At 62.8% G+C, this 24899-nt stretch carries 25 protein-coding genes; 16 read left to right on the plus strand and 9 right to left on the minus strand.

The features are described from left to right. The first annotated feature begins 418 nt into the window (after positions 1–418). From guaB to AC5P9W_RS13240, 6 genes are all read left to right on the plus strand, one after another. Complete coding sequence (gene guaB / locus AC5P9W_RS13215; RefSeq protein ID WP_005416248.1) at positions 419–1876, plus strand: IMP dehydrogenase; 1458 nt, start codon at positions 419–421, stop codon at positions 1874–1876. Between the two features lie 111 nt (positions 1877–1987). Beyond that, complete coding sequence (guaA, locus tag AC5P9W_RS13220) at positions 1988–3553, plus strand: glutamine-hydrolyzing GMP synthase (protein ID WP_099474709.1); 1566 nt, start codon at positions 1988–1990, stop codon at positions 3551–3553. Positions 3554–4641: 1088 nt separating this feature from the next. Beyond that, positions 4642–5193, plus strand: a complete 552-nt coding sequence (locus AC5P9W_RS13225) for a hypothetical protein (RefSeq protein WP_071305778.1) — start codon at positions 4642–4644, stop codon at positions 5191–5193. A 108-nt stretch (positions 5194–5301) separates the two neighbouring features. Then, positions 5302–5628 carry a hypothetical protein gene (locus AC5P9W_RS13230; protein ID WP_495219299.1) on the plus strand — a complete coding sequence of 109 codons (327 nt, stop codon included), beginning with the start codon at positions 5302–5304 and terminating at the stop codon, positions 5626–5628. Between the two features lie 74 nt (positions 5629–5702). After that, complete coding sequence (locus tag AC5P9W_RS13235; protein WP_495219300.1) at positions 5703–6857, plus strand: Shedu immune nuclease family protein; 1155 nt, start codon at positions 5703–5705, stop codon at positions 6855–6857. Between the two features lie 283 nt (positions 6858–7140). Then, positions 7141–8082: a 5'-nucleotidase gene (locus tag AC5P9W_RS13240; RefSeq protein WP_100053213.1), complete on the plus strand. Its 942-nt coding sequence runs from the start codon at positions 7141–7143 to the stop codon at positions 8080–8082. Between the two features lie 139 nt (positions 8083–8221). Here the strand turns inward: AC5P9W_RS13240 and AC5P9W_RS13245 are convergent, their stop codons facing one another. Both AC5P9W_RS13245 and AC5P9W_RS13250 read right to left on the minus strand, forming a co-directional pair. Then, positions 8222–8578, minus strand: coding sequence for a hypothetical protein (locus tag AC5P9W_RS13245; RefSeq protein ID WP_159360045.1), 357 nt, complete (start codon positions 8576–8578; stop codon positions 8222–8224). A gap of 550 nt (positions 8579–9128) precedes the next feature. Next, a complete protein-coding gene (locus AC5P9W_RS13250; protein ID WP_495219301.1) occupies positions 9129–10046 on the minus strand; it encodes a LysR family transcriptional regulator in 918 nt (305 codons plus the stop codon). A gap of 96 nt (positions 10047–10142) precedes the next feature. On the opposite strand from AC5P9W_RS13250, the gene AC5P9W_RS13255 reads away from it, so the two are divergent. From AC5P9W_RS13255 to AC5P9W_RS13270, 4 genes are all read left to right on the plus strand, one after another. Next, positions 10143–10982 carry a type 1 glutamine amidotransferase domain-containing protein gene (locus tag AC5P9W_RS13255; protein WP_495219302.1) on the plus strand — a complete coding sequence of 280 codons (840 nt, stop codon included), beginning with the start codon at positions 10143–10145 and terminating at the stop codon, positions 10980–10982. 98 nt (positions 10983–11080) lie between these two features. Further along, the gene (locus AC5P9W_RS13260) at positions 11081–11812 is read left to right on the plus strand and encodes a hypothetical protein (protein ID WP_495219325.1); all 732 of its coding nucleotides are present in this window, start codon (positions 11081–11083) and stop codon (positions 11810–11812) included. A 79-nt stretch (positions 11813–11891) separates the two neighbouring features. Then, positions 11892–12371 carry a hypothetical protein gene (locus AC5P9W_RS13265; RefSeq protein WP_258392452.1) on the plus strand — a complete coding sequence of 160 codons (480 nt, stop codon included), beginning with the start codon at positions 11892–11894 and terminating at the stop codon, positions 12369–12371. 1365 nt (positions 12372–13736) lie between these two features. After that, the gene (locus tag AC5P9W_RS13270) at positions 13737–14519 is read left to right on the plus strand and encodes a 3-hydroxybutyrate dehydrogenase (protein ID WP_495219303.1); all 783 of its coding nucleotides are present in this window, start codon (positions 13737–13739) and stop codon (positions 14517–14519) included. Here AC5P9W_RS13270 and AC5P9W_RS13275 read toward each other — a convergent pair. The 4 genes from AC5P9W_RS13275 to AC5P9W_RS13290 form a co-directional block, all read right to left on the minus strand. Further along, positions 14516–14887 (minus strand): DUF4180 domain-containing protein, encoded by a 372-nt coding sequence (locus AC5P9W_RS13275; RefSeq protein ID WP_495219304.1) that lies wholly within the window; start codon positions 14885–14887, stop codon positions 14516–14518. The genes AC5P9W_RS13270 and AC5P9W_RS13275 overlap by 4 nt on opposite strands. A gap of 109 nt (positions 14888–14996) precedes the next feature. Continuing rightward, positions 14997–15455, minus strand: coding sequence for an SRPBCC family protein (locus AC5P9W_RS13280; RefSeq protein WP_180877269.1), 459 nt, complete (start codon positions 15453–15455; stop codon positions 14997–14999). Between the two features lie 2 nt (positions 15456–15457). Then, positions 15458–15772 carry an ArsR/SmtB family transcription factor gene (locus AC5P9W_RS13285; RefSeq protein ID WP_005416268.1) on the minus strand — a complete coding sequence of 105 codons (315 nt, stop codon included), beginning with the start codon at positions 15770–15772 and terminating at the stop codon, positions 15458–15460. Positions 15773–15783: 11 nt separating this feature from the next. Beyond that, entirely contained in the window at positions 15784–16239 is a 456-nt protein-coding gene (locus tag AC5P9W_RS13290) for an SRPBCC family protein (protein WP_495219305.1), read from the minus strand. 233 nt (positions 16240–16472) lie between these two features. Here AC5P9W_RS13290 and AC5P9W_RS13295 point away from each other — a divergent pair, with 233 nt between their 5' ends. Both AC5P9W_RS13295 and AC5P9W_RS13300 read left to right on the plus strand, forming a co-directional pair. Beyond that, positions 16473–17060, plus strand: coding sequence for a TetR/AcrR family transcriptional regulator (locus AC5P9W_RS13295; protein ID WP_495219306.1), 588 nt, complete (start codon positions 16473–16475; stop codon positions 17058–17060). Positions 17061–17152: 92 nt separating this feature from the next. Then, entirely contained in the window at positions 17153–17653 is a 501-nt protein-coding gene (locus tag AC5P9W_RS13300) for a hypothetical protein (RefSeq protein ID WP_495219307.1), read from the plus strand. Positions 17654–17664: 11 nt separating this feature from the next. Here the strand turns inward: AC5P9W_RS13300 and AC5P9W_RS13305 are convergent, their stop codons facing one another. The 3 genes from AC5P9W_RS13305 to ftrA form a co-directional block, all read right to left on the minus strand. Beyond that, a complete protein-coding gene (locus AC5P9W_RS13305) occupies positions 17665–18132 on the minus strand; it encodes a chemotaxis protein CheW (protein WP_495219308.1) in 468 nt (155 codons plus the stop codon). A 97-nt stretch (positions 18133–18229) separates the two neighbouring features. Beyond that, complete coding sequence (locus AC5P9W_RS13310) at positions 18230–18673, minus strand: BLUF domain-containing protein (RefSeq protein WP_495219309.1); 444 nt, start codon at positions 18671–18673, stop codon at positions 18230–18232. Positions 18674–18768: 95 nt separating this feature from the next. Then, the gene (ftrA, locus tag AC5P9W_RS13315; RefSeq protein ID WP_495219310.1) at positions 18769–19770 is read right to left on the minus strand and encodes a transcriptional regulator FtrA; all 1002 of its coding nucleotides are present in this window, start codon (positions 19768–19770) and stop codon (positions 18769–18771) included. A 337-nt stretch (positions 19771–20107) separates the two neighbouring features. Here ftrA and AC5P9W_RS13320 point away from each other — a divergent pair, with 337 nt between their 5' ends. The 4 genes from AC5P9W_RS13320 to AC5P9W_RS13335 all read left to right on the plus strand — a co-directional run bounded on the left by AC5P9W_RS13320 (position 20108) and on the right by AC5P9W_RS13335 (position 24894). Continuing rightward, complete coding sequence (locus AC5P9W_RS13320; RefSeq protein WP_495219311.1) at positions 20108–22684, plus strand: TonB-dependent receptor plug domain-containing protein; 2577 nt, start codon at positions 20108–20110, stop codon at positions 22682–22684. Positions 22685–22800: 116 nt separating this feature from the next. Next, entirely contained in the window at positions 22801–23382 is a 582-nt protein-coding gene (gene msuE / locus AC5P9W_RS13325) for an FMN reductase (protein WP_346474553.1), read from the plus strand. A gap of 157 nt (positions 23383–23539) precedes the next feature. Beyond that, entirely contained in the window at positions 23540–23902 is a 363-nt protein-coding gene (locus AC5P9W_RS13330) for a DUF3088 family protein (RefSeq protein WP_346474552.1), read from the plus strand. Between the two features lie 14 nt (positions 23903–23916). Continuing rightward, positions 23917–24894 (plus strand): MsnO8 family LLM class oxidoreductase, encoded by a 978-nt coding sequence (locus AC5P9W_RS13335; RefSeq protein WP_206621825.1) that lies wholly within the window; start codon positions 23917–23919, stop codon positions 24892–24894. The last annotated feature ends 5 nt before the right edge of the window (positions 24895–24899 follow it).

The following is a 24899-nucleotide window of genomic DNA, read 5'->3' on the forward strand; positions in this document are numbered from 1 at the left end:
CGGCACAATGCCGGTGCACAGGTATATGAAGGCAGTGCGGACCAACGGTCCGCACCCACCAAAGGCGCTTCAGGGCTGGCTCGGGTGATCCTCTCAAGGTGGGTGCCGACCGTTGGTCGGCACAATGCCGGTGCACAGGTATATGAAGGCAGTGCGGACCAACGGTCCGCACCCACCAAAGGCGCTTCAGGGCTGGCTCGGGTGATCCTCTCAAGGTGGGTGCCGACCGTTGGTCGGCACAATGCCGGTGCACAGGTGTATGAAGGCAGTGCGGACCAACGGTCCGCACCCACCGGGGCAGGTTCCAAACCCTCCTGAACCGACCACCGCCCGCGCGACACTGCGTCGCATCTACCCCCTGCCACGCGGCGCGAAAACAGGGTAAAATGTCGCGCTTCCCCACATCTCGGGTATGCCGATGCTGCGCATCCAGGCTGAAGCACTCACTTACGACGACGTCTCGCTCGTCCCCGCCCACTCGACCATCCTGCCCAAGGACGTCAACCTCGAAACGCGGTTGACCCGAGACCTGAAGCTGAAGCTTCCGATCCTGTCCGCCGCGATGGATACCGTCACCGAAGCCCGCCTGGCCATCGCCATGGCCCAGCTCGGCGGCATGGGCATCATCCACAAGAATCTCAGCCTGGAACAGCAGGCCGCGGAAGTGGCCAAGGTCAAGAAGTTCGAGGCCGGTGTCATCCGCGACCCGATCACCGTCGGCCCGGAAACCACCATCCGTGACGTGCTGGCCCTGACCCAGGCGCACAACATCTCCGGCGTGCCGGTGGTGGGCAGCGACGGCCAGCTGGCCGGCATCGTGACCCACCGCGACATGCGCTTCGAGACCGAGCTGGACGATCCGGTCCGCCACATCATGACCAAGAAGGATCGCCTGATCACGGTCAAGGAAGGCGCCGCCTCCGACGAAGTGCTGCAGCTGCTGCACCGCAACCGCATCGAAAAGGTGCTGGTGGTCAATGATTCGTTCGAGCTGCGTGGCCTGATCACCGTCAAGGACATCCAGAAGAACACCGACTTCCCGAATGCTGCCAAGGATCTGTCGACCCGCCTGCTGGTTGGCGCTGCCGTCGGCGTGGGTGGCGATACCGATCGCCGCGTGGAAGCGCTGGTCGCCGCCGGCGTGGACGTGATCGTGGTCGATACCGCGCATGGCCACTCGCAGGGCGTGCTGGACCGCGTCAGCTGGGTCAAGAAGAACTTCCCGAACGTGCAGGTCATCGGTGGCAACATCTGCACCGGCGAAGCCGCACTGGCGCTGCTGGACAGCGGCGCGGACGCAGTCAAGGTCGGCATCGGCCCGGGCTCGATCTGCACCACCCGCGTCGTCGCCGGCGTCGGCGTGCCGCAGGTCACCGCCATCGACCTGGTGGCAGAAGCCCTGCAGGACCGCATCCCGCTGATCGCCGACGGTGGCATCCGTTACTCGGGCGACATCGGCAAGGCGCTGGCCGCCGGTGCCTCGACCATCATGGTCGGTGGCCTGCTGGCCGGTACCGAGGAATCGCCGGGCGAGACCGAGCTGTACCAGGGCCGTTCGTACAAGAGCTACCGCGGCATGGGTTCGCTGGCCGCCATGGAAAAGGGGTCGAAGGACCGCTACTTCCAGGACGCCGCCACCGCCGACAAGCTGGTGCCGGAAGGCATCGAAGGCCGCGTGCCGTACCGCGGCCCGGTGGGCGGCATCATCCACCAGCTGATGGGCGGCCTGCGCGCCACCATGGGCTACGTGGGCTGCGCCACCATCGAAGACATGCGCAGTAAGCCCAAGTTCGTGAAGATCAGCGGCGCCGGCCAGCGTGAGAGCCACGTCCACGACGTGACCATCACCAAAGAGCCGCCGAACTACCGCGCCTGACGCGGGCCGAGCAAAGAGGAACGGGGAAGCACTTCCCGTTCCTCTTTCTCTATCTGCCGCCGCATTTTCTCTTTCAGATTCTCGTTTTCCCTACTGCATTGCCGGGGCGCCATGACCAACATCCATAACGACAAGATCCTCATCCTCGATTTCGGCGCGCAGTACACGCAGCTGATCGCCCGCCGCATCCGCGAGCTGGGCGTCTACTGCGAAATCTGGGCGTGGGACCACAACCCGGCCGAGATCGCCGCGTTCGGCGCCAAGGGCATCATCCTGTCCGGTGGCCCGGAATCGACCACGCTGCCGGGTGCCCCGGCCGCGCCGCAGGAAGTGTTCGACAGCGGCCTGCCGATCTTCGGCATCTGCTACGGCATGCAGACCCTGGCTGCGCAGTTGGGCGGTGCCACCGAAGCGGCGGATCAGCGCGAGTTCGGCCACGCCGAAGTGAACGTGATCAACCCCGATGCACTGTTCAAGGGCCTGAGTGACCACGGCGGCGAGCCGAAGCTGAATGTCTGGATGAGCCACGGCGACCACGTCTCCGTTGCACCGCCGGGCTTCACCATTACCGCCACCACCGACCGCATTCCGGTGGCCGCCATGGCCAACGAAGAGAAGCGCTGGTACGGCGTGCAGTTCCACCCGGAAGTGACCCACACCCTGCAGGGCCAGGCGCTGCTGCGCCGCTTCGTGGTGGACGTGTGCGGCTGCCAGACCCTGTGGACCGCCGCCAACATCATCGACGACCAGATCGCCCGCGTGCGCGAACAGGTGGGCGATGACGAAGTGATCCTGGGCCTGTCCGGTGGCGTCGATTCGTCCGTGGTGGCGGCGCTGCTGCACAAGGCCATCGGCGAGAAGCTGACCTGCGTGTTCGTGGATACCGGCCTGCTGCGCTGGCAGGAAGGCGACCAGGTGATGGCGATGTTTGCCGAGCACATGGGTGTGAAGGTGGTGCGCGTGAATGCCGCCGACCGTTACTTCGCCGCACTGGAAGGCGTGAGCGACCCGGAAGCCAAGCGCAAGATCATCGGCAACCTGTTCGTTGAGATCTTCGACGAAGAGTCGAACAAGCTGAAGAACGCCAAGTGGCTGGCGCAGGGCACCATCTACCCGGATGTGATCGAGTCGGCCGGCAGCAAGACCGGCAAGGCGCATGTGATCAAGAGCCACCACAACGTGGGCGGCCTGCCGGAGCACATGAAGCTGGGCCTGGTGGAGCCGTTGCGCGAGCTGTTCAAGGACGAAGTGCGCCGCCTGGGCGTAGAGCTGGGCCTGCCCCGCACGATGGTCTATCGCCACCCGTTCCCGGGCCCGGGCCTGGGCGTGCGTATCCTGGGCGAAGTGAAGCCGGAATACGCCGAGCTGCTGGCCAAGGCCGATGCCATCTTCATTGATGAGCTGCGCAAGGCGGACCTGTACGACAAGACCAGCCAGGCGTTTGCCGTGTTCCTGCCGGTGAAGTCGGTGGGCGTGGTGGGCGACGCGCGGGCTTATGAGTGGGTGATTGCGCTAAGGGCCGTGGAGACGATCGACTTCATGACCGCGCATTGGGCGCATCTGCCGTATGAGTTCCTGGGTACGGTGAGCAACCGGATCATCAATGAGTTGCGGGGGGTGTCGCGGGTTGTCTATGACATCTCGGGGAAGCCGCCGGCTACTATTGAGTGGGAATGAGTTGAAAGAATGAGGGCGCCGAGAGGCGCCCTTGTTGTTTGAGGGGTTTGCTTATGGGGCCCCGTTGCGAGTCTTCTGGCGCGTCGTGCTGGACTGGCATCATGTCCAGAATCAGTGGCCCCCAAGAGGGGGCAGGCATTGAGGGGGTTGTAGACAGGTCAGCTGTCTGGCGGGGATGATTCAGGGCGAGCCTTCTCTTTGAGTTCCCTGACCATTCATTGTTGGTTGCCCATGCACGGTTGGAAGCGAGCGTCGAAGGGCTCCCGATCAGGATGAATCATTGGCGGAGCGGGAGGCCAGAGCCCGCGCTGAGCATGCAAGCCCAACTAGTCCCAGCCGGTGTGACTTGGCTTTAAATCTCGGAGGAGATGATTGTGGCAGTTGAATGGGGATCTATCGCTGATTGGGTATCAGGCATCGGCTCGTTGGCGGCAGCAGTAGTTGCCTTGCACGTAGCTCATTCTTCCCAGAAGATAAAGCTTCGCGGCTACGCTGGACATCGCTTGATCATCGGTCCAGGCCAGCCGCGGGTAGAAGTTTTTTCAGTTTCAGTCACTAATATTTCGCAGCGTCCAACAGTAGTAACTAATATTGGATTTACCTTTGGAGCTTGGCGTTGGAAGAGGCACGGGATCATTGCGCTTGTGCAAGATCAGTTCGGTCACGGCATTCCGAAGCCATTGGCTGATGGAGAAACCGGGAGTTGGAGCGTCCCGCTCGGGCCAGACAATCGATGGTTGAGAGATTTGGCATCCAAATTCCAAATTACGCGGTGGGCGGTATTCACATGGCGTGTGCATGTCTACACGTCCAATGGCGGGACAACGACGCTCCGCCCTGATAAGGAAACGCGGAAGATGTTGCTGGCTCTCGCGGGTGCTCCGCACGCTAGATAGCTTCTTTTTTTGGGGGGGCTGACCTGCTTGAGGTGAGCGCTGAGCTTGCGGCTGTGACGGCTACACTGCTGGCCGGTCAGCTTGACTTGGTCGGCCCAAAAGCGAGATGTATCAAGGGAAGCCCGCTATGCGGTGATTTGTGGGTGAGTCGTAACCGGGTCAACAGGTCCGTCTATTAAATGGATAGAGCGCATGAGAGATGCCCTTCGTGTTCTGACCGAGGACGACTACTGGCTATATGGACCGAATGTCCATGAGTTCGATGAAGTTGTAGGGCTCATTCAGAAATACTCGGACTATGCTGATGCCTGTGTAGAACAAATGATCTCAGGCGCTGATGTCCCTCCTGAGTTCGCCGATGCGCACGTCGAGGTGTCATCTGATCTCCGCTACTACAACCATCTCGAGAAAGATCTTCTCTGGTCGTTCGCGTTGTGGCGGCTGCAGGGGATGTTCGAGGCAGTCTTGGTTGTGCGCTACCTTTCCAAAAAACCGGGAAAGCGGCTCTTCGGATTGAAGGCCAAGCTGGAGGCCATGGCAGCTGAAGAGTATCGGACTCCCGAAGCCGATGTTGCCGAGCTGCTGGCGTGGGCGAACCTTCGGAACCTTTTGTCGCATTCGCCTCCGGAGCACTTTCATCCTGTGGCGGTCGATCGCCAGGATGTGGAGGAATACGTGTCACTCTTAAAGCGAGTCTGCGCAGATTGGGGGGCTCAGCGAGCGGAGATGAACAATGTGCTATAACTAATATGTCGTTCTGCGTGTGTGTGAGTTGGTATTATTCGCCATGCGCAATGGCTCTGCGTTCCAGTCAAATCCAACATTAGATGGGTTGCTTGGGGGTGTGTGGTAATGAGTCAGAAAATCGAGGATGTTCTTCGGGTTCTCGCAGGAATCCGCGGTGGCTACCAGCCCGATAAGCCAGGCGCAATTCGAAGGGTGAGGATTCAGGTAGTGCGTCAAATCGCTAAACAACGAGAAGTTGAGTGCCAGACCATTTCAGACGCTTATATCCGTCGGTTGGCTCCGGACATTGAGCGCACGCCGGCATTTGACCGGCTCGTAGAGGAGTGGCTGGCATCAGGGTCAAAAATGCTGCAGCAGATTCTTCAGAATCATGCTTCAGACCGAAGCGACCTGGTGCGCATAAGTGAGTTCTTCTCGACCGCCGCGTCGTAGTCCATTCTAGTCTGATCCGCTTGGCAGCGGGGTCGAATTCGGAGTCAGCTTTCACACCCCATCTTCTGGTGATCATGGACAACTATCAGCATCCTAAGCCCGGGAAGACATACATAAGTCCAGCGCTTCCGGCTTTTGGGGACAAGACTCGTCGAGTCCGCATAGCGTCGAAAGTTCTGGCATCTAAGGATGGATACGAGTACGTCAAAGAGCGGGATGAAGTTGTCGTGCGGCAGAAGCCCGATGCGGCCACTTACATCAGGGCGAAATTTCTCGAAGACACTAAGGGTGTTTTCGTTCTCACTATTCAGAAGTTCTCTGCGGATACTGGCATGCCCTATGGTGCTGGCTTCTCATTCGTCGGCGAGGAGATCGGGCGCTTTTGTGAATTTCTCGCCAATATTCAGGCTGTTAGCTTGGAAAATGGAAGCTCGGTTAACATCTCAGATGCTGAGTTGCGCAAAATCGCACTTACGTCACGTCAAGCGAAAGAGCTGGTGGTGGATAACGAGGAGCTCATCGCGGAGGTTTTGCGGCACTCTGTTACAAAGAGAGACTTAGTGGCGCTTGGATACCGTAAGAGACAACTTGAGGTCTTTGGCAAACTTCTAGAGAGCGAAAGCTACTTCAATGACCTAAAGAAAAGAAAGAAATGCAAGGATGAGGCGCTGTGGCAGCAGTTTTTCGAGGCCAATCAGTGGATATTTGGATATGGGCTAAGCTATGTTTATTCGTCGGGGCTTGATGAAAAAAATCTTGAGCAAGTGGTTCGAGGTTACCAGGTCGATCAGCCTGGGAAGCGTGTAGATGCGCTTCTAAAGACACGGGCGCTAGCCTCAACCCTGTGCTTCGTGGAAATCAAGACCCATAGGACACCTCTACTTGCCTCCTCGGATTATCGCAGGGGCTGCTGGGCACCATCAGAGTATCTATCTGGCGCAGTGGCACAGGTGCAAGGCACCGTGTCATACGCGGGGGAAACTATTTTTGGAAGACTCTGCCTCGCGGACAAGAAAGGCTTTCCCACGGCAGAAGAGGCTTTTAATTTCTCACCGAGATCCTTTGTTGTTGTTGGCACGCTTGGGCAGTTTTCCGGAGAGCACGGTGTGAATGAGGGGCAGCTAAGGTCCTTCGAGCTTTATCGTCGCAACCTGCATCAGCCGGAGGTGATTACTTTTGATGAACTCTATGAGCGGGCCCGCCACATTGTGGGCACCAGTGAAGGCTAGCAGTTCGTCTAAGTTGACGTCGCTTTAAGAATCGGCCCTACTCAATCGTTACACGCGGCTACTCCTGATCAGAGGGCGCGCCAGATCCAACGCGAGCTTTCATGTGAATTCGGTCTGAGGCCTTGTACTTAGATTGTCTAGGGAAGTGGCAAGCCTGTTTGCCGGACTTGCCCGCTCTGAATTTGAGTTGTAAAACGGAGGGTGTGCGATGCTTTGTGGATGAGTCGTGTAACCGGATTGGTGAGTTTGTCTATTAGTTATCTCGCGCGCACAGGGGAATATCGTGGCATATGAGTTGAAAGACAGGCTGGTGGTTGGTGTCGCATCGAGTGCTATGTTTGATTTGACCGAGTCAGACCGAATTTTCAGGACTCAGGGCGAGGAAAATTATCGGCAGTATCAGGAAGCTCATAAGAATGATCCGTTGAGTGAGGGGGTTGCTTTTTCATTCATCAAACGTCTGCTGTCACTGAATGATCTGAGTCCCGCAGGTGTTGGACCATTGATAGAGGTCGTTCTGCTGTCTCGTAATGACCCGGATACAGGACTTCGCGTGATGAAGTCTATCGAGCATCACGCCTTGGGGATCACTCGTGCGATCTTCCAGCAAGGTTTGTCTCCATACGATTACATTCCAGCTTTGAATATTTCATTATTTCTTTCATCCAACCAGAGCGATGTTGTTGAGGCCATCGCCAAGGGGTTTCCGGCTGGCTACGTAATGGATTCAAAAAAAATCGATGATCCTCAGGATAAAACCTTGCGAATCGCCTTTGACTTTGATGGTGTACTTGCTGATGACACTGCTGAGACAGTTATGCAGAACACCAAGGATGTTTTAAAATTCCACGATCATGAGACTGCCAACGTTATGGAGCCGCTCGGTGGTGGTCCGCTCAAGACCTTCTTGCTAAAGATCTCAAAGATTCAAAAGGTAGAGGAAGAGAGGCGAAAAGAAGATTCAGCCTATAGAAATCGACTTCGAGTATCTATTGTCACGGCAAGGAACGCGCCCTCCCATGAGAGGGCTATCAACACGTTGAAGAGTTGGGGAGTGATGGCGAACGATGCATTCTTTCTTGGAGGGGTTGAAAAAAAGCTTGTCTTGAACGTTCTGCAGCCACACATCTTCTTTGATGATCAATCGGGGCACCTTGTAACGGCCAGCGAGGTGGCTCCATCGGTACATATTCCGTTCGGCATCACCAATAAACGAGAAGAGTGATTGCTAGCGGATGTTTTAGGCGACGCCGCATCACGGCGCGAATTAGTTCAGGCGTTGAAGGTTAGCTACTGGCTCGGAGCGGCACTGGTCGAAGTGAGGCTCGACCAACCCTACCGTAAGTGTGCTCCGATCGAGCAGGTCACTCTGGCCTAACCTCGTGGCAAGCCCACTCAACCAGCCCGCGGCAAGCCAGAAACAACCCATCCACCACCCCCTCATCCAGATGCCGCTCCGGCTCCGCTGCCACCCGGCAGCGGTCTGCCGCGTGTAGCAGCTCCAGCACCGTCAGTGCGCCAACCATCGCGCGCTCACTTCTAGCCAGGCTCACACGTCGGCCGGGCGATACATCGGTTTCCGGCCAAGGGTGCCCATCAGCCCCCTCGCAGCCGCGCATGCGCTTGAGGATGCCGAGCAGGGAGTTCAGGTCGGGCAGGGGAGTGTCGTCGTTGATGGGCTCAACAACGGTGTACGAGGAGAAGGTGTCGGATTCGTTCACGGCGTCGGTTTCCTTGGCTGTGCTTAACAGCGCCACCGCGTAGCGAGGTGGCGGACGATGCGTGGCTGCAAACCGGAAGAAGCGATGTCATAAACCGGCGGGCCCGAAAGCCCCCACGTACCGCCCACCAAAAAGGCCGACGGATTGCCCGCCGGCACCGGTTAAGGACGGTGCCGGCGGGCAAGCGCAAACTACAGACATCGCTTTCTTCGGGTTTGCAGGCCCGAGCCACCCGCTTTCGGTGGCGCGCCATGGTGTTTACGCAGCAGCTTCGAATGCCAATAGAGATTCGCGAAGGAATCGCGGAATCCGAGAGCGAAGAACTATTGTTGCACGCACCCTTCGTGCAGCACGCGACGCCAGCAGACGCATTCGCGCAGCTGCTCTGCTGATGGCGAATCAAAGTGGCGCAATCGCCCATGCCACAAGCGAATAGCGCGACAGCCTTCTTTGCAACGGTTCTTAGTCCGCCTCGACAGGCAACGGCGCCCGATCAGCCGCACACCCCGAAAAACGGTTCAATCCCGACACCGTTAACAAGCCCCCGGCTTCAACCGACGCCAGCCTCAGCCGCATTCCCCACCAGCAACTCAATCATCGCCCGCGCCGCCGCCGACTGCCGCCGATGCGGTGCATAGATCACCGAGAACGGCCGCGACCGTCCCCGCAGTTGCGGCAGCACTTCCACCAACTTCCCACGCAGCAACCGCTCGCGCACGATGAACGCATAGCTCTGGCAGATGCCGATGCCCTGTTCGGCCAGCGACACCACGCCCAGCACATCGTCGGAGGTCTCGATGGACGAACGCGGCAGCCAGTCCACATCGCGCCCGCCGTCGCGGAAGATCCACGGCGCCAGCCGCCCGGTGCGTGGCATCACGAAGGGCAGGCACAGGTGCTGCTGCAGGTCGTCCAGCGTCTGCGGCGTGCCGTGGCGCTGCAGATAGTCCGGCGCGGCCACCAGCAGCAGCGGCGCGTCTTCCAGCTTTCGCCCCACCAGCCCGCTGTCCGGCAGCTGGCCCAGGCGGATGGCCAGGTCGAAGCCTTCGGCCACCAGGTCCACGTTGCGGTTGGTGATGTTCAGTTCCACCTGCACCTGCGGGTACTGCTGCGCAAAGCGCGCCAGCACGGGCGGCAGCCGGTAGTGGCCATAGGTGGTGGGCACGCTCAGGCGCACGCGGCCGGCCAGCGCACCGTCCTGGGCCAGTACATCTCGCTCGGCGTCGTCCAGCAGGCCGAAGGCGGTGCGCACCTGTTCCAGATAGAGCCGCCCGGCGTCGGTCAGGCCCACGCGGCGGGTGGTCCGCTGCAGCAGCTGCCGGCCCAGCCGCGCTTCCAGGCGGGTGACCGCGCGGCTCAGCACCGAGGGCGTGGTGGACAGCGCCACCGCGCCGGCCGTGAACGAGCCGTGCTCGACCACCGCCAGGAACACCTCCACATCGCCCAGGTAGTCGAACTTGCGGCTCATTTGGCTCTCCGGCGAACAGATGTTTTGCGATGGGGCCAATTTATCGCCGCTGGGGTGATGAATAAAGTGGCCGCCATTCCCCGATAGGAGCTCCCCATGAACCTGATGACCCGGCTGGCCGCAGCGCTGGCCCTGACCCTGGCCGCGAGCGGCGTACATGCCGCCAACGTGCTGGTGGTGCTGTCCGACGAGGACCACTTAGACCTGAAGGACGGCAAGGTGCTGTCCACCGGCTTCTATCTCAACGAGCTGATGCAGCCGGTGAAGCTGCTGCTGGACGCGGGCCACGCGGTGACCTTCGCCACGCCGCAGGGGCGGGCGCCGACGGTGGATGCGTCCTCGGTGACGCCGGCGTACTTCGGCAACGATGCCGCACAGCTGACGCTGCACAAGGACTTGCTGGAGAAACTGGCGCTGACCTCGCCGACGGCCTCGCCGGTGGTCAGCCTGGCGCGCATCGAGCAGCAGGGCTACGCGCGTTTCGATGCGGTCTACATTCCCGGTGGCCACGCGCCGATGCAGGACCTGCTGAAGAGCCCGGCGCTGGGCCGGCTGCTGGCCGACTTCCACCAGCGCAACAAGACCACCGCGCTGGTCTGCCACGGGCCGATCGCGCTGCTGTCCACGCTGCCGGATGCGGATGGTTTCGTGGCAAAGCTGGAGGCGGGTGCGATGCCGGCCACGCCGAAGTGGATCTACAGCGGCTACCAGATGACGGTGATCAGCAACCAGGAAGAAGAGCAGGCCAAGCCGCTGCTGGGTGGTGGCGAGATGAAGTTCTACCCGCAGACGGCGTTGCAGCGAGCGGGTGCGACGTTCAGTAGCAACACCACGCCGTGGACGGGGCATGTGGTGGTGGACCGCGAGCTGATTACCGGGCAGAACCCGGCTTCGGCGCTGGAGGTGGGGCAGCGGTTGGTGGAGCGGTTGAAGTAAGCCATGTTCTGCATCGCATGCGGTGCCGTGGCACCATGACGGGCTGGCCTCGTCCTTTCGGGCGGGGCCGTTTTCCCAGGGAAGCCCTCGAACACGACATGCGAACGTCCTTCTTCATTCTCTCCGCCCTGTGCCTTGGCCTGCTGGGTGGTTGCGCCAGCGGGCCGGAGGAACACGTCTGGAACCGTGAGGTCACCAGCGCCTTTGTGGCCGAAGACGGACAGCTGTACCTGCTGCCGCGCTATGACGCGCCGATGCGCTTCAATGCCGCGCCGTTCCGCGAATATCGGGCGCTGATGGACAGCCCGCTGCGCGAGGCGGTGGCCTGCGCGCAGATGTACTTCCATGAAGACTGGCGCGACCCGGCCAACAAGGCCAAGGTGCACGGCAGCTATGCGCTGCTGCTGCGGCCGGAGCAGGTGACGGCGGAACAGGCCGCGCAGTTCAAGCTGGAGCGGATTGAGGTGCTCCCGCGTGAGGCCAAGGCCGTGGAGGAGCGGGCGCGCTACTACCTGCCGATGGACCGGACCCGTTACGCGCTGGCGTTTGACCGCGCCTGCAATCTTTCAAGGAAGGGCGGCAGCTATTACAGCGCGCTGTTCGAGGGCGACGGCGAGCGGGTGCAGTTGCCGGATGCTGCGGCACTGGCGGAGAAGGGGAAGCTGGCACAGCCGATCAATGCGCGGGCGCAGCGGATCCTGCCGGAGAGGGAGGACAAGCCGGGTGTGGGGTCGGCGGCGGGCAAGGTGCTGGGCGCGGCGTTGATCCCTGTGGCGGTTCCGGTGTTTGTGTTGAGCCTGCCGTTCCTGGGGCCGGATCATTGGAAGTGATGGGGTGTTGAAGCCAGAGCATCCACGCGTGGCGTGGATCTACTTGGGTATCGTCTGAAAATTCATCCTGGAGATCTGTGTGCCCAGCACGCTGGAAACTGTTTTGAAGACCGTAGGTTTCATTGTCCTTGCGGCACTTCCGTTGGTGATCCTCTGGTTCACACTTCGGCGAATGTCAGCAACTGCTCGCTCGTCCGTGAAGTCGGGGCTGCGTTTGCATGCCCCGCGCCGGATTTCCGGCACGTCCATGACCTTGGTGATGGTGGATGGCAAAGAGGATCGCGAGCACTACTTCTTTGATGCGGCGTCCTTTTACCTGCGGCGCGGGCCGGTGCCCACGGTGGTTCCGCTCTCGCAGATCACCTCAGTCACACGAACGTCCGACGTCATCTATTCACGCTATGTCTGGCAGGTGTGCTTCAGCAGAGCATCGGGTAGAAAGTGCGTGACGTTCACCAACAACCTGTCGCTGTTCAACCGCGACTTCCTGCTCTTTCTGGAGGCGGTGCGGAAGGCCAACCCGCTGGCGACCGTTGATCGAGCGAGCGTCCTCTTCTAGAGCGTGTTTGAAGTTCGGTATGAACAGTGTCACTGCAATGGCATGACTGCGGGCAGCCCATGTTCGACCGATGTGATCGATGAGAGATGGGCGTTTGTTGCGCGGTATCTGATGCCGAAGCACTCTCATGCGTGGCAGTGCAAGTATGATCTGCGATGAACACGCAAAGCCCGTAGCATGGGACGAGGTCCGCTCGTTTCTGCGCGCGATGCGAAGCGTGGGCCTTGTCACCTGTGACGAAGACGCATTTGAGACAATTGTCGAGACGATTTACGTTTATGGCATGCGGTCAATCTCTGCGGAGTAGTTCCTGATGATGTGCCGATCGACGCTGGATGTATCCCTGATTCACGCCTACGCGCTTCCTCTCGGCATATGCGTGGCAGCAGCCGTGGTTCTGATCGCAATATGGTTTGCATCCCGCTCCGGCGGGGTGCCAGCCAGGAATATTGCGCTCGGCTCGGCGCTGGCCGTTGTTGTCGTAGTTGCCTTTGGCCTCGTATATCAAGTGCGGACAGCGTACATCGCCGTTACAGATGGCCAGCTGATTGGGTCAGCAGCGTTTGTCCGACTGCAGCTCCCGCTTTCCAGTGTCTCGTGGCAGGACGCTTTCGATGCTTCAAGGATCACGCTGCCTCACCGGCAACTTGGGACCAGCACAGGGGGCGTTGAACTTGGCAAGTTCCGCATGCAGAACGGTCGCAACGTCTTCGTGCTGCGCACGGACCGTAGCTCTGTTCTCGTCACAACCAGAGGGGATACTGACTTGATTCTGGACCGACGTCTTCACGAACAGCTCAAAGCATGCTTGGATCAGGTACGTGAGACCGGCGGCCATCGAGGAAGATTGCAATGATCAACAAGAAGTACTGGTTTACCAGGAAAAAGTACGGATGGGGTTGGGGGATGCCGTGCGCGTGGCAGGGCTGGCTTGTGTACGCAGTCGCATTCGGCCTGCTGCTGGCGGGTCCGTTTCTGTTCTCTCCATTTCGCGAGCCCATCGCGTTTCAGCTTTACACGTGGGCCGTAGTGTTGGTCCTTGTATTTATCTGCTGGATGAAAGGCGCTCCGCCCGGTTGGAGGTGGGGGGAGTAGAACGGCCGCAGAAGCTATTTTCGGACCTGTTCGATTTCGATCCGCCGGGCAAAGCATGGATGCATTGCCCTATGTCGGAGTCGGACAGTATCGCTAGGAGGCCACGACTGTGCCCCCTCTGAGGTGTACCGTCCGTTTTGAATGAACGCTGGACACTTCCCTCGGCGGGTACCTAACGCGTTCTAACCGTTGATTGACCAAGGTAGCGTCGCTTAAAGGGGCGCGCCGGTGAAGCTACACTGGCCACCTACGCCCAATGGAAGCTCACCCATGTTCAGTGGAAAGGTTGCGGTGGTTACCGGCTCCACCAGTGGTATCGGTCTTGGCATCGCCATAGCCCTGGCGCGGCAAGGTGCCGACATCGTGCTGAATGGCTTCGGCGACGCGGCGGAAATCGAGCGCATCCGTACCCAACTCGAAACTGAGTTCGGTGTACGGGTGGCGCATGATGGCGCGGACCTGTCGCGGGGCGAGGCAGTGCGAGGCATGATCGACCACGCCGTGGCGAAGATGGGCCGCATCGACATCCTGGTGAACAACGCGGGCATCCAGCACACCGCGTCGATCGAGGAGTTCCCGGTCGAGAAGTGGGATGCAATCCTGGCGCTGAACCTGTCGGCCGTATTCCATGCCACGGCGGCGGCGTTGCCGCACATGAAGCAGCAGGGCGCCGGCCGCATCATCAACATTGCGTCGGTGCACGGCCTGGTGGGCTCGGTGAACAAGTCGGCCTATGTGGTGGCCAAGCATGGCGTGGTGGGGTTCACCAAGGTGACCGCGCTTGAGAATGCGGGTACCGGCATCACCGCAAACGCGATCTGCCCAGGCTGGGTGCGAACGGCGCTGGTCGAGCAGCAGATCACCGCGTTGGCCGAGCGCGAAGGCACGGATCAGGAGACCGCTGCGCGTGCGCTGCTGGCTGAGAAGCAGCCGTCGTTGCAGTTCGTGACGCCCGAGCAGCTGGGCGAGATGGTGGTGTTCCTGGCGTCGGACGCCGCGGCGCAGATCACCGGCGCGGCGCTGCCGGTGGATGGGGGCTGGACGGCGCGCTAACTGGCCGAGGGCGACAGGCGAGTCTGCAGAGCATCCCAATCGGCCACGAAGCAGCCGTCGCGACCACGGTTGCACTCGGTGATCCACGCGTCCAGCGATTCGCTTTGTGCGCGGTAGCCGCTGACATCGCCCAGCACGGCGAAGCGCAGGCGGTAGTTCACCAGCATCTGCAGCCACTGACCGGCCATGCCGGAGCGCAACTCGAAGAAGTCCGGAGAGAGGCGCTGCACCGGAATGGCGATCCACTCGGCCTGATGCCCAAGGGTGTCGCCGACCAGATCGCGCAGGCCGTTGGCATCGAGTGCGGGGCCCTGCGGCTCGATGCGCAGGACGCGGATGGTGCCGAGCTGTTCCAGAGAAGGGGGCATGGGGTGTCCTGAAATCCGCGTTGTGTGCCGAGTATGGTCGCGTACGCTCGTGACAGCGAAGCCGCCTGCAGTCAGTGCGGCTTCGCTCTCATCGTGCTGCTCGAGATGCTCAACTCGGCTTCGCAAACACATCCAGCCCCTTGCCCGTCTCCAGCAGCGACTTCAGGCTGGACAGCACGATCGGCCAGCCCTGGCGGATGCCGGTATCCATGCCACTGCCGGGTTCCAGCTCCTCATGGGTAACCGTCAGCCGCACCATGTCCTGGTAGGGCACGATGTCGAAGGTAACCCGGCTGTAGGCGTCCGGGTTGTCGGCCTGCGAGGTGGCGGCCCAGGTGATGACCAGCCGCGAGGGCGGGGTACTTTCCACCACCTCGCCGACCAGCTCGACCGAGCGCGTTTCGTTGGCGCGCACATGCTGCCAGCGCGAGCCGGGCTTCCAGTCCGAGATGTTCTCGTGGCCCCAGTAACGGCGGGCGATCTCGGGGCGGGTGATGGCCTCGAACACCTTCTGTGGCGTGGAGGCGATGTAGATCACGTGGATGAAGCGGGTGGACTCTGCGGACATCGTCATTCTCCTTCCAGTTCGCGTTTCAGGTCATGCAGCAGGCTCAGGCGCTGCTGCTCGAACTTGCGTACCCAGCGCTCATAGACTTCATGCAGTGGCACCGGGTTGATGAAGTGCAGCTTCTCGCGGCCACGGCGCACGGTGCTGATCAGGTTGGCGTCTTCCAGCAGGCCCAGGTGCTGGGTGACCGATTGCCGGGCCATGTCCAGGTGCTCGCACAGCTGACCGAGGGTCTGGCCGTTGTCCTCGCAGAGCAGGTCCAGCAGCGTCCTGCGTGTGGGGTCGGCCAAGGCCTTGAACACCTTGTCTGCATTCATGCGGGGCGTCTTCAGTTCCAGTTGTCGATCCTGACGTCGTGCGGGTTGGGCTGGCCCTTGCCGGTTTCCAGCAGGGCTTTCAGGCTCATCAGGAACACCGCCCACTTGGTGCTGCAGTGGGAGGTGAACTCGACGCGTTCCTTCCAGCCTTCGTGGGTGAACAGCACGATGCAGTAGTCGCCTTCCTGTTTCAGTGCGAAGCGCGCATGCGTGCCGATCCATTCGGCGGGGCCGGCCAGGAACTGCCAGAGCACCAGTTCGCCAGGAACGAGCTGTTCCAGCTGCATTTCCATGGCGCCGATTTCCTGGCCGTTATTGGTGAAACGGACCTTTACCGTGCCGCCGACGGTGTAGTCGCCATGGGCGTCTTCGGCCCACCAGGCGGCGACGCCTTCAGGGGTGGCCAGTGCTTGATACACCTGGCTTGCGGGGGCCTTGATGCCGACCCGGTGTGCGATATCCACCATTGCAGGTTCCTCGCATGGGCCGGCAGGTGCCGCCCTTGAGTGGACTATATGCAGGTAACTACCTGCATGTCAAAACCGGCCACGGACGCCCGGATGCGATAGTGCCGGCCGCTGGCCGGCATCCCGGTGGAGTTGGGTGCGTGCAGTTGCCGGCCAGCGGCCGGCACTACCAGATGCTGCCCACCCGGCCGCGGATAGTTGACAGGGCGTCAACCTACTAGTAGGTTGACGGCATGAAAGAGTCGCTCTCGCCCAAGGCCCAGGAGATCCTGGCCCATGCCCGCTCGCTGCTGGAGGCCGGTGGCTACAACGGCTTCAGCTACGCCGACGTGTCCGCGCGGGTGAACATCAGCAAGGCCAGCATCCATCACCACTTCCCCAGCAAGGCGGACCTGGTGCGCACGGTGGTTGAACTGTACCGGGCCGAGGCGCGCGAAGGCCTGGCGCTGCTGGACCGGCAGCTGGACGACCCGCTGCGGGAGCTCAACGCTTATGTGGAGTACTGGTCCAGCTGTATTGCCGGGGGGACGTCTTCGTTCTGCATCTGCGCGATGCTGGCAGCCGAGGCGCCGATGATCCCTGCGGAGATTGCCGAAGAAGTACGCGGGCATTTCGAGGATCTGAGCGGGTGGCTGACGGTGACGCTGGAGAAGGGCGCGGCGCTGGGCCAGTTGCGCCTGCAGGGTTCCCCTGCGGACGAGGCCAGGGCGTTCATGTCGTCGGTGCATGGCGCGATGCTGGCCGCGCGCGGTTTTGGTGACGCGGCGACCTTCGCGGCACTGGCACGGTTGGCGATCGCGCGGGTGAGCGCGGCGTCCTGAGAGATGTGTGGTCGGCCTGCGGTGACGCGGGCCTTCCTTTTGAGTCTAACGCCTACCTACTAGTAGGTTCATTCTGTTCCTGGAGATGTCCCATGTCCCACCCTCTGTCCGCGCTTGGCGTGATCCATACCGCTGTCAGCCTGATCCCGGTGTTGAGTGGCCTGTATGCCTTCATTCGTCATCGCGCAATCGATCCCGCCACGCGCGCGGGCAAGCTGTACCTGCTCGGGCTGGTGCTGTCGGTGGCCACCTCGTTCACCGTCTCCAGTACGGGCGGGATCAACCCGGGCCACGCATTCGGGTTGATCGTGCTGCTGGTCGCCTTCGGCGGCGTGCTGGCCGCCCGGCTGCGCTGGCTGGGGCGCGCAGCGCGTTACCTGTCGACCTTCGCGCTGTCGTTCAGTTTCCTGTTGTCGCTGGTGCCCGGCGTCAACGAAACGCTGACCCGCGTGCCGGCAGCGCATCCGATTGCTGCCGCGCCGATGGCCCCGGTGGTGCTGCACACGCTGCTGGGATTGGCTGCGGTGTTTGTGCTGGGCTTTGCCGCGCAGTGCTGGCGCATGCGGTCTCAACCGGTTCGCAGGCGCCCTTGAGCAGAGGCACCTCAGTCCCGCATGGCCATTTCAGCCAGCAACGACTGCGGTTCGATCAGCGCAGCCGAACGTGTGGCATCCATCCGAACGTGCCGGCTGCAGAAGTTGAACGGTCGACCCTGCGCCGGCGAGGCTGCGTCTGGAGATGCGTCCGGTGTTTCGATTTCCAGCACTTCATCCACCGCCAGCGCCAGGGTTGCGGTGCCGGCGGTGATCAACAGCATGGCTGGGCTGCCGCCATCGAATGCCGGTTGCCCGCTGAGCCTGCGCAGGTCGGCCACCGGCAATGGCTGCCCTCGTACCTCCAAGTTTCGCCTGCCATGCTGATCTGCAGGGCCGAAGGTCTCGGGGCCGCGTATTTCCACGGCAGCCTGGACGTCGATCGCGAACAGGGCCGTGCCTGCACGAAGGACGACGACCTCGAACAACTCGGCGGGCGAGGCACGTGTTTGCGTTGAAGGTTGAGCGGGTACAGGCATGCTGTGGATCTGGCAGGAACGATGGGTAACGCGGCTTGAATGATGACGTCTGCAGGGAGCACGCGGCCGCGTGGGACTACGCGCGCAAGGCGGCGGTTCAGCTGGATCCGACGGGCGCATGGTGCGCACTGAGCGGGCCGATGCGCGGAAAGTGCGGACGCAGCAGGCCGACGAGCTGATCCATGCCCGGAACGGAATGGCCGAATTCGTCCCATCGTGCATTGACCAGGCCGGACACCACGACCTGCCCGGTCTCGATGCGGGTCATGGCCCAATAGGGAACAGCACGCGCGCTGATGGCCATGTCCAGTACCGGAACGACGGCAGCATGCGATCGGCTGTCCTGGATGCGGCGCTTGACCGCCTCCAGGCCGTCGGGAGGACCTTCGACGTACTGGAAAAACCGCTGACCGTCGACGAGCAGCGCTCCGGTGACGTCCACGCGACGGTTGAACGTGGCAGAGCAGGAGACGATCTGCCGGAGGATTTCATCGGAAAGCCCAGCCGACATGTGGCTGGAGTAGGCAAATGCGTGGAGCATGGAAGGGGCTTCTTGTGACGCCCGTCACTATACGTGGGGCGCCGTAGCCTGCCGTGAGCCTTTCCTCACGCATCACCTGGGAGTGATGCGTTGGATCAGCAGCCCACCAGCCGATCCGCGCCAATTCCGCCGCGATGCTGGCTGCGGTATTCGGTAGGACTGGCGTCCACCTGGCCGCGGAAGTGCCGGCGGAACGACTCCTGCGAACCAAAGCCGGCCTGCTCGGCAATCCACTGCAGCGGCCGGTCAGTGGTTTCCAGCAGCTCGCGGGCGAATGCCACGCGCTCGCGGATCAGCCAGTCGATGGGTGACAGGCCGGTGGCTTCCAGGAACTGCCGCTGCAGGGTGCGCTGGCTGAGCGCGGCCTGCTCGGCAAGACTGCCCAGCGAGTGCGGCTCGCGCAGGTTGCGGCGCATCCATTCCATCAGTTTTGCCAGACGCGAGGGCTCGCCATGGGGAATGGCGCGGCTGACGCGCTGGCTGCGCCCGGCATCACGCCATGGCGCCAGTACCAGCCGCTCGGCCACCAGGTTGGCCACGCGCGCGCCGTAGTCCTTGCGCACCATGTGCAGCATCATGTCCATGCCGGTGGCCGAGCCGGCCGAGGTGATGATGCTGCCGGTATCGACGTACAACACGTCCTCGCGCACATCGATGCGTGGGAAGTCGCGCGCCAGCGCTTCGGTGAGGCGCCAGTGGGTTGTGGCCTGGCGGCCATCGAGCAGCCCGGCCCACGCCAGCACGAAGGCACCGGAGCAGATCGAAGCGATGCGCGCGCCACGGCCGTGGGCACGGATGAGTGCATCAAGCAGCGCCTGTGGCGGGCGCTCGCTGGGCTCGCGCCAACCGGGAATGACGATGATGTCGGCGTCATCAACTGTGCTGAGGTCGTAGGGAAGCTGCACCTGCGTTCCGCCAAGCAGGCGCAGCGCACCGGGCTCACCCGCGCACAGCTGGGTGCGATACCAGGCCACGCCGAGCTCGGGTCTTATCGGCGCGAACAGGCCCACCGCACAGCCGAATTCGAACAGCCCCTGGCCGTGGCAGGCGACGATGGCAACGAGCGGCGCAGCGGGGTCGGCGGGTGGGCTGGGCATGGCTTGATGCTACGGGTGCAGATGCATGGCGCTGAGTGGTGCGCGGGCATGAGGTGATGCCGGCGAGGCATATGGAGCGGTCGCTCCCCTCTTGTAGGGCCGAGCCCACGCTCGGCTCAATACCGGCAGGGGGATGCATCTGACGCCGTCGCGAGGAGCAGCCGAGCGTGGGCTCGGCTCTACAGGCAGCCGCGCACCGTTGCGGCTGCCTAACCTCATTACCAGCAGTCATGTGGCTGGCCGGATATGACGGTTGGGTGACGCGATCGCGCCTGTCGCGGTGGGTGAACAGGCCCTTGAATGGAAGCGTGTTTCCGGCCCACCCCCACGAGCCCCCATGCCTGTCGCCCACGCCCCTGTCCTGAGCACTCTCGCTGTCCTGATCACAGCCATCCTCGCCGCTTCGCCCAGCCATGCGGCTGAAGCCGATGCGGATCCTGCTGCCGCCGCCGCGACGGCCAACGTGGCCGCGTCCACGCTGGATGCCGTGGTGGTGACCGGCTCGCGCACCAGTACGCGTACGGTGAAGAACAGTTCCACGCCGATCGACGTGATCTCCGCCGAAGACCTCACCGCCACCGGCCAGGCCAATCTGCTGGAAGCACTGCAGCGCGCACTGCCGTCGCTCAGCCAGATTGGTGGCTACCAGAGCGACCAGGAGAGCCTGATCCGTGGCTACCAGCTGCGCAACCTGTCGCCCGGCTACACGCTGGTGCTGGTGAACGGAAAGCGCCGCAATGCCAGTGCCTATGTGAGCGGTGCCAACGGCGGCGGCTTCCCAGGCCACGCCTGGGCCGACCTGGCGTTGATTCCAGTCTCGGCGATCGACCACGTGGAAGTGCTGCGCGATGGCGCGTCGGCCATCTATGGTTCGGACGCGATCACCGGCGTGGTCAACGTGATCCTGAAATCGCAGGCGCACGGTGGCGAGCTCGCCGTGGAAAGCGGGCAGAGCATTGATGGCGATGGCTCGCGCACCAGCGTGCGTGCCAACGTGGGGCTGCCGTGGGGCGCCGATGGCTTCGTCAACCTGTCTGGCGAGACCACCCGCCAGCATCATGCGATCCGCACCCGCCGCTACATCGATGGCTACCTGAGCTATCCGGCAGTGGATGCCAACGGCAATCTCGTTGCGCTGCGCCCGAACAACCGGTTGCCGGCCGGCGCATCACTGAACCCGGCCGAAGCCAGCCGCGATGCCGAGGCCAACACCATCCTCAGTTCGCCATCGTATGCGCTGAAGGCCTTCGCAGTGAATGCGGGCCATGGCCTGGGCGAAAGCGCGCAGTTCTACGCTAACGCTACGGCCAGTGACCGCACCGCGCAGGCGATCCAGAACTTCCGTCTGCCGGCGACCATCTTCACCACTTACAAGGCTCCAGGCGTGCTGAGCGTGTTTCCCGATGGCTTCCTGCCGGTGCTGGAAACCAAGGAGAAGCAGTACACCGGCACCGCGGGCGTGAAAGGCCAGATCGCAGGCTGGGACTACGACGCCAGCCTTACCGGCAACCGCAGCACGGTGCGCACCTATACGCGCAACTCGGTGAACTACTCGCTGCCATACCCCGGTTCGCCTACCGACTTCTACGACGGCAAGCTGGACTACCAGCAGGGTATCGCCAACCTCGACCTGCGCCGTGGCTTCGAGGTGGCTGCGTTCGCCTCGCCGCTGGAAGTGAGCGCAGGTGCCGAGTACCAGCACGAACAGTACGAACGTGGGGCGGGGCAGTGGGAGTCGTATACCGGCTTTGGTGCTGCGGCCTTCGTCGGCTATTCCACTGCGGACGCGGTGAAGGCTACCCGCAACAGCAAGGCGGTCTATGTGGGCGCGGCCACCAACATCACCTCGCGCTGGTATCTGGATGCGGCCGCGCGCTGGGAAGATCACTCCGACTTCGGCAGTGTCTCCACCGGCCGCCTGACCACGCGCTTCGACTTCACCGACGCGCTGGGCGTGCGTGCCACGGTCAGCAACGGTTTCCACGCGCCCAGCCTGGGCGCGCAGTACTACCAGGCCACCGGCAGCTGCCCGTGCGGCACCACGCTGGTGGCGCAGGTGTCTTCGCCGGCGGCGGTTGCGCTGGGTGCGACGCCGCTGAAGCCCGAGAAAGCCACCAACTACAGCCTGGGCGTGACCTGGGACCCGAGCCCGGCGTTCCACCTGGCCGTGGATGCCTACCAGATCGACATCCGTGGCCAGCTCGGCCAGTCCAGCCAGATCGGCTACAACGCGCAGGATCCAGCGCGCATCACCGACAACAGCGGCACGGTGCTGACTGCGGCGCAGAAGAACACCATCGATGCGCTGCTGGGTTCGGCCGGCATCAGCATCCTGCCGGGTGATGCGTTCTATGCCAGCTACTTCACCAACGTGGGCAATACCCGCACACGCGGTGTCGAGCTGACCCTGGAGGCCAACCAGGAAACCGTGTGGGGCAAGCTGCGCTGGAGCTATGCGGCCAACGTGGGGCGCACCAGCATCCAGAAGGTCAGCGACATTCCGGCGGCGCTGCAGGGGCTGCCGAACATCAACCTGTTGACCAAGAGCAGCGAGTACGCGCTGCGCTTCCGTACGCCCAGCTACACGCAGGTGGCGGGGTTGGGCTGGCAGAACGGGCGCTGGCGCTCGAACGTCGACTTCACCTACTACGGCCCGATCAAGCGCCTGAACAACGGCGTGGAGTACAAACAGCCGCCGGTGCTGGTGACCAATCTCTCCGGTGGCGTGGAACTGGGTGCGGGCTGGAGTGCGGCGCTGGGCATCAACAACGTGTTCGACAAGCGCACCCGCAAGGTGCCGGAGTACGCGCGCAGTGCCACCGATGTGGCGAGCATCGAGACGACCTGGGATTCGGGCGACGTGCTGAGCCGCATCGGGGCGTTCTGGTACGGGCGGATCAATTACCGGTTCTGATCTGGAGCAGTCGAGCATGGCTCGACTCCACAAAGGCGAAAGCAGCCGAGCATGGCTCGGCTCTACACAAGGCGAAAGGCGGCCGGACGTAGTTCGGCATCATCGAGGAGCAGTTCATGTCTTCTGCATTGAAGGTGGTGGCAGTGGTGGGGTCACCGACCAGCTCGGCGACGTCGCGCACGTTGCTGCTGGTGCGGCACTTGTTGGCGTCGTTGCAGCAGCGGGTGCATGCCAGCGTGGAGCTGGTGGAGCTGGCGCCGATCGCGCGTTCGCTGGGGCAGTCGCTGTCGCGCGACGAAGTGGAGCCCGCCGTGGAGCAGGCGCTGCAGACGATCGAGGCGGCCGGGCTGCTGGTAGTGGCTGCGCCGGTCTATCGGGGATCGTATCCGGGACTGTTCAAGCACCTGGTCGACTTCATCGGGCTGGAAGCGCTGGTGGATACGCCGGTATTGCTGGCAGCGACCGGCGGCAGCGAGCGCCATGCGCTGGTGATCGACCACCAGCTGCGGCCATTGTTCAGCTTCCTGCAGGCGCACACGCTGCCGATCGGGGTGTATGCCACGCCTGCCGACTTCGATGGCGAGCACATCACCAGTGTGGCCTTGCAGGCGCGGATCGCGCTGGCGACCGAGCGGGCGGCCGGCCATCTGGCTACGCAGGCGCTGGCGGTAGCGGCGCCGCTGCGACGCATCGCCTGACGGCATAACCGGCGGCGCTTTGCTTATGGCCAAGGCGCATCTGCATGGCCGGATCTGACCGCCGATTGTCGCCTGGCATCGCCGTGCCGACCGCCGTCATCTCTAGCATCGATATCGAAGCGGCATCGCATTGCCGCCCCCCGATGAGGACGACCCCGTGAGTCTGGACGCAACCGACAAGCCCATCCTGTTCCTGCTCGACCGTGAGTTCGAGGACGGACAGATTCCCGGCCAGCGCTTCTTCTGCCGGCACAGCCTGTTGCTGGAGGGTGCGCTGTCGAGCATCGACGGCCTGGACGCGCAGCTGGACGTGCGCCGCATCGGTTTCGCACAGCCGCGCCGGGAGGTGATCGCCGAGATCGGCGAGCAGGACCAGTCGCTGCCGAAGCTGGTGCTGCCGCAGGGCGTGCGCAGTGACCTCGCGAGTGGCGTGCACCAGGACCGCCAGTACATCTCCGGTGCCGAGCCGATCCTGGCCGCGCTGAACGGGTTGCTCGGCATCCCCGTGGCCCATCCCTGAGCGAGGACGCGACCATGAGCTATCAGATCAGCGTGTTGGACAAGAGCCCGGTGGCCGAAGGCGCCTCGCCGGAGCAGGCGCTGCGCAACAGCCTGCAGCTGGCGCAGCGCGCCGAACAGCTGGGCTATCACCGCTACTGGTTTGCCGAGCACCACGCCGCGCCGACGTTGGCGAGTCCCGCACCGGAGGTGCTTGCGGCGTGGGTGCTGGCGCAGACCCGGCGCATCCGTGTCGGCAGCGGCGGGGTGATGCTGCGCCACTACGCGCCGTACAAGGTGGCGGAGAACTTCAACCTGCTGGCAGCGTTGGCGCCAGGGCGCGTGGATCTGGGCGTGGGCAAGGCGCCGGGCGGCCTGCCAGCGTCGACTGCCGCGCTGGCGGCCGGGCGCCCGGCGTTCGCCGACTTCGACCAGCAACTGCGCGATCTTGAGGGCTATCTGTCCGGCGCCGAAGCCGATGTGCTGGCGCGGCCGATTCCGCAGCAGGCGCCGGAGCGCTTCCTGCTCGGTGCCAGCCCGCAGAGTGCACGGCAGGCGGCCGAGCTGGGCTGGCGCTTCGTCTACGCCGCGCACTTCGACGGTGACCCGAAGCACATCGAGGCCGCGTTCGACGCCTACCGCAGCGTCGCCTCGCAGCCGCCGCTGCTGGCCACGGTGGCCTTCGCCGCACCGACTGCGGAAGCCGCTTCGCGCCATATCGGTGCGCTGCGCGTCTACAAGCTGCACCTCGGTCCCGGGCAGGCGGTGAACCTGCCCAGCGCCGAGGCAGCTGCCGAGTACGCGCACCAGGTGGGGGTGGCCGACTTCCGCATCGAGGAGACGCGCCCCAGCGTGCTGTCCGGTGATGCGCAGCACGTGCGCGGCGAACTGGATGCGTTGCACCGGCGTTTCGGCGTGGGCGAGTTCATCCTCGATGCGCCGGTGGCCGACCTCGACGCACGCCTGACATCCCTTGAACTGCTGTCGCCCGCGCCGCGCGCGGCGGTGGCCTGACCTGC

This window comes from Stenotrophomonas sp. YJH_SMC_33, from assembly GCF_059372295.1.

What these genes read in the sequence shown, in the direction of transcription:
- guaB (WP_005416248.1), top strand. Translation starts at nt 419, where the DNA reads ATGCTGCGCATCCAGGCTGAAGCACTCACTTACGACGACGTCTCGCTC.
- guaA (WP_099474709.1), top strand. Translation starts at nt 1,988, where the DNA reads ATGACCAACATCCATAACGACAAGATCCTCATCCTCGATTTCGGCGCG.
- AC5P9W_RS13225 (WP_071305778.1), top strand. Translation starts at nt 4,642, where the DNA reads ATGAGAGATGCCCTTCGTGTTCTGACCGAGGACGACTACTGGCTATAT.
- AC5P9W_RS13230 (WP_495219299.1), top strand. Translation starts at nt 5,302, where the DNA reads ATGAGTCAGAAAATCGAGGATGTTCTTCGGGTTCTCGCAGGAATCCGC.
- AC5P9W_RS13235 (WP_495219300.1), top strand. Translation starts at nt 5,703, where the DNA reads ATGGACAACTATCAGCATCCTAAGCCCGGGAAGACATACATAAGTCCA.
- AC5P9W_RS13250 (WP_495219301.1), bottom strand. Translation starts at nt 10,046, where the DNA reads ATGAGCCGCAAGTTCGACTACCTGGGCGATGTGGAGGTGTTCCTGGCG.
- AC5P9W_RS13255 (WP_495219302.1), top strand. Translation starts at nt 10,143, where the DNA reads ATGAACCTGATGACCCGGCTGGCCGCAGCGCTGGCCCTGACCCTGGCC.
- AC5P9W_RS13260 (WP_495219325.1), top strand. Translation starts at nt 11,081, where the DNA reads ATGCGAACGTCCTTCTTCATTCTCTCCGCCCTGTGCCTTGGCCTGCTG.
- AC5P9W_RS13270 (WP_495219303.1), top strand. Translation starts at nt 13,737, where the DNA reads ATGTTCAGTGGAAAGGTTGCGGTGGTTACCGGCTCCACCAGTGGTATC.
- AC5P9W_RS13275 (WP_495219304.1), bottom strand. Translation starts at nt 14,887, where the DNA reads ATGCCCCCTTCTCTGGAACAGCTCGGCACCATCCGCGTCCTGCGCATC.
- AC5P9W_RS13280 (WP_180877269.1), bottom strand. Translation starts at nt 15,455, where the DNA reads ATGTCCGCAGAGTCCACCCGCTTCATCCACGTGATCTACATCGCCTCC.
- AC5P9W_RS13285 (WP_005416268.1), bottom strand. Translation starts at nt 15,772, where the DNA reads ATGAATGCAGACAAGGTGTTCAAGGCCTTGGCCGACCCCACACGCAGG.
- AC5P9W_RS13290 (WP_495219305.1), bottom strand. Translation starts at nt 16,239, where the DNA reads ATGGTGGATATCGCACACCGGGTCGGCATCAAGGCCCCCGCAAGCCAG.
- AC5P9W_RS13295 (WP_495219306.1), top strand. Translation starts at nt 16,473, where the DNA reads ATGAAAGAGTCGCTCTCGCCCAAGGCCCAGGAGATCCTGGCCCATGCC.
- AC5P9W_RS13300 (WP_495219307.1), top strand. Translation starts at nt 17,153, where the DNA reads ATGTCCCACCCTCTGTCCGCGCTTGGCGTGATCCATACCGCTGTCAGC.
- AC5P9W_RS13305 (WP_495219308.1), bottom strand. Translation starts at nt 18,132, where the DNA reads ATGCCTGTACCCGCTCAACCTTCAACGCAAACACGTGCCTCGCCCGCC.
- AC5P9W_RS13310 (WP_495219309.1), bottom strand. Translation starts at nt 18,673, where the DNA reads ATGCTCCACGCATTTGCCTACTCCAGCCACATGTCGGCTGGGCTTTCC.
- ftrA (WP_495219310.1), bottom strand. Translation starts at nt 19,770, where the DNA reads ATGCCCAGCCCACCCGCCGACCCCGCTGCGCCGCTCGTTGCCATCGTC.
- AC5P9W_RS13320 (WP_495219311.1), top strand. Translation starts at nt 20,108, where the DNA reads ATGCCTGTCGCCCACGCCCCTGTCCTGAGCACTCTCGCTGTCCTGATC.
- msuE (WP_346474553.1), top strand. Translation starts at nt 22,801, where the DNA reads ATGTCTTCTGCATTGAAGGTGGTGGCAGTGGTGGGGTCACCGACCAGC.
- AC5P9W_RS13335 (WP_206621825.1), top strand. Translation starts at nt 23,917, where the DNA reads ATGAGCTATCAGATCAGCGTGTTGGACAAGAGCCCGGTGGCCGAAGGC.